We start from the raw sequence: 7,027 nt of genomic DNA on the forward strand, positions 1-7,027 counted from the left end.
ATAATTAGTAAATATGTAAAAACTAAATTTTATGAAAATGGCTAATATACAGCTTAATCTGTTTACTAATCATGACACTGACTACAGTATAAATAATTACATTCTTTTAGAGGAAAACAAACAAGTATATAATTTAATTATTAATGATTATTCTTGGAAAAATATTATTCTTTATGGGCCTAAGGGGTCTGGTAAGACTCACATTTCTCATATATGGCAAGAACTAAATAATGCATCTTTTATTGATATAAATAATTTTTTAGATGGTATTAAATATAATGATGCTTTCATTTTAGAAGATATACAAAATATTGAAGATGAAGAAATGTTATTCCATTGTTTCAATTATGTAAAAGAAAATAGTAAGAAGTTCCTAATTACTTCATCAATTCCACCTAAACAACTCAATTTTAAGCTAAATGATTTATCTTCTCGAATCTTATCAGTTATGAGTGTAAAAATATCGCCACCAAGCGATGAACTTTTAAAAATTATTTTAATCAAGCAATTTGCAGACAGGCAATTAAAAATTGATATTAAAGTGGTAAATTATATTATTTCAAGGATGGAACGATCTTTTCATAGCTTTAATATAATAGTACAAAAAATAAGTGAAAAGCTTATAGAGCATGACTACAATACAGGTATTACAATTCCTTTTGTACGCTCTATATTAGAAGAGAATTTAATAGTCTTAAATTTGCAGTGATACAATTCTCAATCTAAAAAAGTTAAAGAATTGCTGAACTTTATGTAAGGTTAGACATGAATATATTAATTTTATGAGTTACGCTACATTCTCTCATTTGTACTTTTTTATAGAATCTTCTATAATTTTTATTAAATCCTTTCTTGTTAAAGTTGTAAGTGGATCATTCATGTTAATATCTTGCAATATTTTTTCTAATCTTTTTTCCCATTCTTCATTTCTCTCTCTTGTACAAAAGTATAAACATACTCCTTAGACGGCTTTTCTTGCTTTTTATAATTAGTACTATTCCACATACCTATCTCCCATTTCAATGGAATACGATAACCATACTTTTTACCATTATGCTTATCTTTCTCATAAGAATAATATTCATTATTACTTTTACCATTTAGTACTACAAAACCTGTTTTTGTGTATAAACTTTCAGTTTTCCAATTATTTTCTCCTGTACTTGAATTTTTTAATGTAAAACCACCTTTTCTATTGATATGGTTTTCTATATGATTTATTTTCGATACACCGAGAATTATACCTTTTACTATCAACTCAGCAGAAATTTCTTTATTATGTTCTACAACAATATGATTTATTGCCCTATCTCTAGCATCCACTGCTAACTTTTCCATTCCCCCTGTATAACCTCCATCAGTATCAGTCACTTCCATAAATTGCTTTTCAAAACTTTTAAAAATATCTCCACTGGCCTCTATTAGCATTCTTCTAATCTTAATCTTTTCTAGATTGCTAAATACTTGAACAATTTTTTTTGCTTTTTTCCTATGATCACTATTATTCATACAATTTACAGCTGAACTAGGTACATCCTTTAGAGCTTCTATTGGTATTGCTTTTGCACAAGTACCAACTGCATTTGCTATTTTACCAGTTTTTGCTTTTCCCCCAACTTCTGCTTCTTTTTTAAATTCATCTAGTTTTGCTTCAAATTTATTAACAAAAACACTAATGAATTTTTCTAGACGTTCATCTATAGTGCCTTCTTCTTTTATAACACCTTTGTCTTTATGATTAACCATTACATTATTTTCTTTTGTAAAAGGAAGATCCCACTAATCACATGTACTCTGATATTCTGATCAAAAATAAATGAAAAAAGAAAACCTAATATAACCATATTGTTCACTATTGTTCATTAAAACAAATTTATATACTTCATTAGTTAATGACATCTCAACCCTTCAATTAACATATCATGATATAATCCTCAACCATTTGTTGAGTCAAGTGCTATGTTTGTTAAGCACATTAATAGGCCTCTTTCGAGATTCATTACTACAAATTCTAGTGATCAGATTACCTCAGTTCAAAACGTTTTCGCCTTTGTGGGCTCCGTTATTTATTAAAAACCCTGCTACCCTAGTGTTTTTAGCTCGAATAGCATAATCTAAAGGAGTAAATCCATTATTATCTTTTTCATTAATATTCGCCACATTTTCTAGTAAGAATCTTATAATACCTACATTTCCATGGTTTACAGCATCATGTAAAGGAATACATCCGTAATTATCTTTTTTATTAATTGCAGAACCTTGTTCTATTAAAATTTCAATAACTGATATGTGACCATGTCTGACAGAGATATGTAAAGGAGTAAAGCCACATAGGGTAACAACATTGATATCAACTTTTTTATTTATTAAAAGCTCCACTACATCTTCTCTACCGTACATAGCAGCAAAATGTAAAACAGTATATCCATCAGCATTAACAGCATTAATATCAGCTCCTCTCTCAATAAGAAACTTGATATTTTCTACATTATTACTTCCAACAGCAAGATGTAAAGCGGTCATTCCTGCGCAATCACCTTCACTCACTATGTGAGAATTAATATCAGCTCCTCCATTTAAGAGAAGGTCTACAATTTCTAAAGGACTATTTTTAAAAACAGCAAGATGTAAGGCAATCATTCCGTCATAATTATCTCCACTGACTATTCGAGCATTAATATCAGCTCCACTATTTAATAGAAGTTTTATAATTTCTAAATAGCCTTCCTTATTATTTGAAAGATCTTCAGAATCTTGTCCAAATTCCTTAGCAACAATGCTACCACTTACAGAAGCAAGATGTAAAGCAGTACATCCAACAACATCAGTAGCATTAACATTAGCTCCGTTATTTATTAATAACTTTACAACTTCCACATAACCTCTTTCAGAAGCAATATGTAAAACAGTAGGATCCTTGAAGCCACCTGTAACATTAATAATTGTTGTCGAAAGCAGCAAGATGTAGAGCTGTGCACCCTTTATCATTACCTTCACCGACTTTAGCATTAATATCAGCTCCTCTCTTTAATAGAAGATTTAAGCTTTCTACACAGCAATTTTGAACAGCAATATGTAAAGCAGTGCATTTATCATGGCCACCAACAGCATTGATATCAGCTTCTCTATCTAATAAAAAACCAATAACCTCTTTATAATTCCTGAAAGCAGCTTTATGTAACAAACCAAATCCATGATAGTTAACAGCATTAATATCAGCTCCTTCATTAATCAACTTATTAATCTTATCATAATCAGTTCTAAAAACTGCTTCAAATAATTTTTTACTGTGCTCACTCATAAATTACCTATAAATAATGATATATTTTTATTCTAAAAATCAATGGATGGTATAATTTCTGCTTTTAAAAGAATTATGATCTCTACAGGTTGAAAATTCTCTTTTATTTTTTTTGATGAAGTTGCATGATCTTTTTCTGTTTTTCTATGTTCCATTAACCCACCAATTATCATGACTTCACCGTTTTTTATTTCTACCATGGAATCCATTTCCTTCACTTCAATAACTGGTATATTTTTATTCAACTTTATCTTACTTTTTTTTGCAAAAAAGCCTGTTTTAGAGATTTGAGTGTATTCACTGATTCTAGATAACACAGTGTGTAAATTTACAAATATCTTTTCAGTATCTAAATTAATACTTGGATGTACCGTTAGTATAGCGCCTACTGGTACATTATGCATATTTTTGCTATATGTATCAGTAGCAAAATAAACATATTTTCGAGCAAAAGTCATCATAGCTTGTTGGTTATTGATAGTCTGTATTTTTGAACCTGAAACTACTTTTAAAGCACCAAACTTATCTAATTCTTTCATGATATAACCCAAATCATTTGAGAAGTTATTCTCTATAGCTGCAAGTTTTATATCATTATTTAAAGCTTCAAAATTGATGCCTGTAAGATGCTCATCATTTAAAACTACCTCTACTATCCTTGCTTCTATCATTACTTGAGAAGAAAGTATACGTTTAGTTTTTTTGATATATTTTTCAACAGCTTTGTGAATTTCGTTTCTAGCATTTAATAAAATAATACCTGTTTCTTTGTTGAAAGAAAAAAATTCACCATCATCAGTCCCATTACTATTAATGATAGTATAGAATTCTTTCTCAATGGAAGACCATAAATCACTTTTATATTGAGATTCTAAAGTATTATTTGAGTTATCATCAGCCTGAGTCATAATTTGACTGTGGGTAGCACTTTTAGCAGAACGCTCAATATTAATAAAGTTTATATGATAGCTCTTTATATACGGTAAATTTTGTTCAATTTTTATCACATTATTTTCTAGTGTATAACGCAACTTTGCACTATGAACTATACTTTCTATCACCTCTTTTATAGGTTTATCTTTTAGTTTTAAAATAATACTACCAGATATTTTGGGATTTATATCTAAATTAATATCAGCAAGCTTTCCTACTTCGATCAATAAATCTTTTATTGGTACATCTTCACTAATATTTACGGACATCAATTGATCATTACCCATAGTTTCAGGAATTTGCATTGGTAAAGGTATAATTTCTGGTATTGCAATTTCGTTATGTGCATGCTCCTTTGAATCCGCTCCCAATGCACTACTTTGACTGACTGCATTGAGGTGCATTGGATACAAGCTTAAACAAAAAACAAAAAACAGAATTTTTTTAATATAGCAGTACATATCTTTTATATATAATGAGATATAATACTGAAGGAATAGTTAAAATTAGCTTATTTTACTAGTCCTCCCGGACACTTTTTTATGTGAGGTGATTTTAACGTTGACAGGTTTTATAATCTCATTATTATTGCCATAATATATTTATATAAAGAACCATATATGACTAATGATAATAAAAAGAGTTTATGTATAGAAAGTAATAAAAAAGATTTTAGTAAATCTTATAACCAAGGGCTAAATTTTTTAGAAAAAATTCTTAGTGATGAAAAATATCATCGCAAGGAACATGAAGAATTTAGAACACGGATTTTACAGGATCGTAATAATCAAAAAGAGTGTGGTATTACATGGAGCAAAGCGTTTTAAGTATCAGATCTCTTCCAATAAAGCTTTATATAGTTGTTTAAACTTGTAGAAAGGTGCAATATTAATTGCACCTATTGCTATATTTTCAATGGAGAAAATGAAGACTGGAAGCTGCATCCATCCTATGTAAAGCATGAAACATCAGATAAAATAATTCAATTTTTAGCACACGGATGCAAAGAACTTAACATAAGTGATGTTAAAATTGTCTTTCATGGTGGTGAGCCCTTGATGTATAAAAAGAAAGCATTTGATGAGCTTTGCAGTAGTTTTAATAAAGAGTTAGCACCGTATACAAATTTGGACTTTTCTTTGCAGACTAATGCAATGCTTATTAATGAAGAATGGATCAAGCTTTTTCATAAGCACAATATCAAGATAGGTGTTAGTTTAGATGGCCCGAAAGAATATAATGATGTCAACCGTTTAGATCATAAAGGACGTGGTACTTACGACAGAGTTATAAAAGGCTTGCAATCTCTGCAGAAAGCAGCCGAAAGAAAATTGATTGATTATCCAGGAATATTGACCGTTATAAACCCAAAAACTGATTCAAAAAAAATCTATCGTCACTTTGTTGATGATCTCAAAATAAAAAGCATGGATTTTCTTTTACCTGATATTACACACGATACAATAGAGCGTGATAGACTTGATGGTGGATGGCAAATCGCTGATTTTGGAAAATATATATGTAATATATTTGATGAATGGATAAAAGATGATAATCCAGAAATTAGTATACGAATTATTGACACTATACTGCAATTCTTATTGAATGGCTCTTTTGTCTTTTCTCACTTTGGCAATGTTATTGATAATATGTTTACCATGACTATTAATAGTGACGGTAGTTTAGGTGCAGATGCAGTTCTTACAAATACTAATGCATTTAACAACATCGGTAATGTATTTGATATATCATTTTAGTATTGGAAGATGTGCAAAAAGCCCTTTCTGATTTATTAAAATTCACTTAAATTTTAGGTTTTTATAGCTTATAGATACGATTTTCTAGTTTTAAAATAGGTCTATTAATGATATCAGAATAGAAAAGTCAAGAGATAAATAAGATGAGCAATCAATAACTTATTTGTTCTTAAAGAATCACAAAAAAAAATACAGAACGGTACTAAGTTGAGAGAAAATCTCGAATTTAAACCTTAAATCTGTAATTTAAGAAGTTAAAAATTCCATTTTCTTTCAATTCTTATGGTTAATTAAGAAACAGTAGTGTCATAGTTTTCTACTGCTGCGTTTTTAATAATTTTTTTAGCTTCATTAGCATCGACCCAATTACCTGTTATCACTTTCTTACCTTTTTCTAAATCCTTATAATGTGAAAAAAAATGAACAATTTTGTTTAACAATGGTACTGGGAGATCAGAATAGTCTTGTATATGATCATAGTAACTATCTACTCTGGGAACTGGGACAGCCAATATCTTTTCATCTTGACCTTTTTCATCTTCAGTAAGTAAAGCTCCTATTGGACGTACAGTAATTATACTTTTTGGTATTAAAGGTACTTGGGTTAACACCAAAACATCTACTGGATCACCATCACCAGCATTGGTGCTTGGTATAAACCCATAATTGCAAGGATAAAACATTGAAGTTGAAAGAAACCTATCAACATAAAGAAAACCTCTCTCTTTATTAAACTCATATTTTATAGGTTCAGAATTTGCACTTATTTCAATAACGACATTTATCTCTTGAGGAAAATTCTCTCTAAATGGTACTTTATTCATATTTAGTTAGATACTGTAAAGATAAAATATAAAGTAAAAATAATAAGTTATCAAATAATTTGATTCATATCCTAATATGGATATGAGAAACATTCAATAAACTGTGCGAATCTTCAAAAAGGAGTAGAATTAGGCTTTTTCTACTGCATGGAATAGGAAATTAAGACAGAAAAATGTGAATTAGGGAATTTTTTGGTGATCTGTGTTTTATA

General features: G+C 29.3%; 8 protein-coding genes. 3 read left to right on the forward strand and 5 right to left on the reverse strand.

Features of this window, described 5'->3' with window-relative positions:
• Nucleotides 1-46 precede the first annotated feature (46 nt).
• On the forward strand, nucleotides 47-709 hold the full coding sequence (locus V6U76_RS03675; RefSeq protein ID WP_333023687.1) for a DnaA ATPase domain-containing protein: 663 nt from the start codon (nucleotides 47-49) through the stop codon (nucleotides 707-709).
• A gap of 194 nt (nucleotides 710-903) precedes the next feature.
• On the opposite strand, the gene V6U76_RS03680 is transcribed toward V6U76_RS03675, so the two are convergent.
• From V6U76_RS03680 to V6U76_RS03695, 4 genes are all read right to left on the reverse strand, one after another.
• The gene (locus V6U76_RS03680) at nucleotides 904-1,746 is read right to left on the reverse strand and encodes a hypothetical protein (protein ID WP_333023678.1); all 843 of its coding nucleotides are present in this window, start codon (nucleotides 1,744-1,746) and stop codon (nucleotides 904-906) included.
• Nucleotides 1,747-2,028: 282 nt separating this feature from the next.
• Nucleotides 2,029-3,009: an ankyrin repeat domain-containing protein gene (locus V6U76_RS03685; RefSeq protein WP_333023680.1), complete on the reverse strand. Its 981-nt coding sequence runs from the start codon at nucleotides 3,007-3,009 to the stop codon at nucleotides 2,029-2,031.
• Nucleotides 2,936-3,301 (reverse strand): ankyrin repeat domain-containing protein, encoded by a 366-nt coding sequence (locus V6U76_RS03690; RefSeq protein WP_333023682.1) that lies wholly within the window; start codon nucleotides 3,299-3,301, stop codon nucleotides 2,936-2,938. Before V6U76_RS03690 ends, V6U76_RS03685 begins: the two co-directional genes overlap by 74 nt.
• 32 nt (nucleotides 3,302-3,333) lie before the next feature.
• Nucleotides 3,334-4,638 carry a secretion system protein gene (locus V6U76_RS03695; RefSeq protein WP_333023683.1) on the reverse strand — a complete coding sequence of 435 codons (1,305 nt, stop codon included), beginning with the start codon at nucleotides 4,636-4,638 and terminating at the stop codon, nucleotides 3,334-3,336.
• Nucleotides 4,639-4,854: 216 nt separating this feature from the next.
• On the opposite strand from V6U76_RS03695, the gene V6U76_RS03700 reads away from it, so the two are divergent.
• On the forward strand, nucleotides 4,855-5,061 hold the full coding sequence (locus V6U76_RS03700; protein ID WP_333023684.1) for a hypothetical protein: 207 nt from the start codon (nucleotides 4,855-4,857) through the stop codon (nucleotides 5,059-5,061).
• A 33-nt stretch (nucleotides 5,062-5,094) separates the two neighbouring features.
• Nucleotides 5,095-5,991 (forward strand): radical SAM protein, encoded by an 897-nt coding sequence (locus tag V6U76_RS03705; protein ID WP_333023685.1) that lies wholly within the window; start codon nucleotides 5,095-5,097, stop codon nucleotides 5,989-5,991.
• Between the two features lie 290 nt (nucleotides 5,992-6,281).
• Here the strand turns inward: V6U76_RS03705 and ppa are convergent, their stop codons facing one another.
• Nucleotides 6,282-6,815, reverse strand: a complete 534-nt coding sequence (ppa, locus tag V6U76_RS03710; RefSeq protein ID WP_333023686.1) for an inorganic diphosphatase — start codon at nucleotides 6,813-6,815, stop codon at nucleotides 6,282-6,284.
• Nucleotides 6,816-7,027 lie beyond the last annotated feature (212 nt).

Source organism: Wolbachia endosymbiont of Pentidionis agamae, from assembly GCF_036711655.1.
Lineage (GTDB): Bacteria > Pseudomonadota > Alphaproteobacteria > Rickettsiales > Anaplasmataceae > JAZHPY01.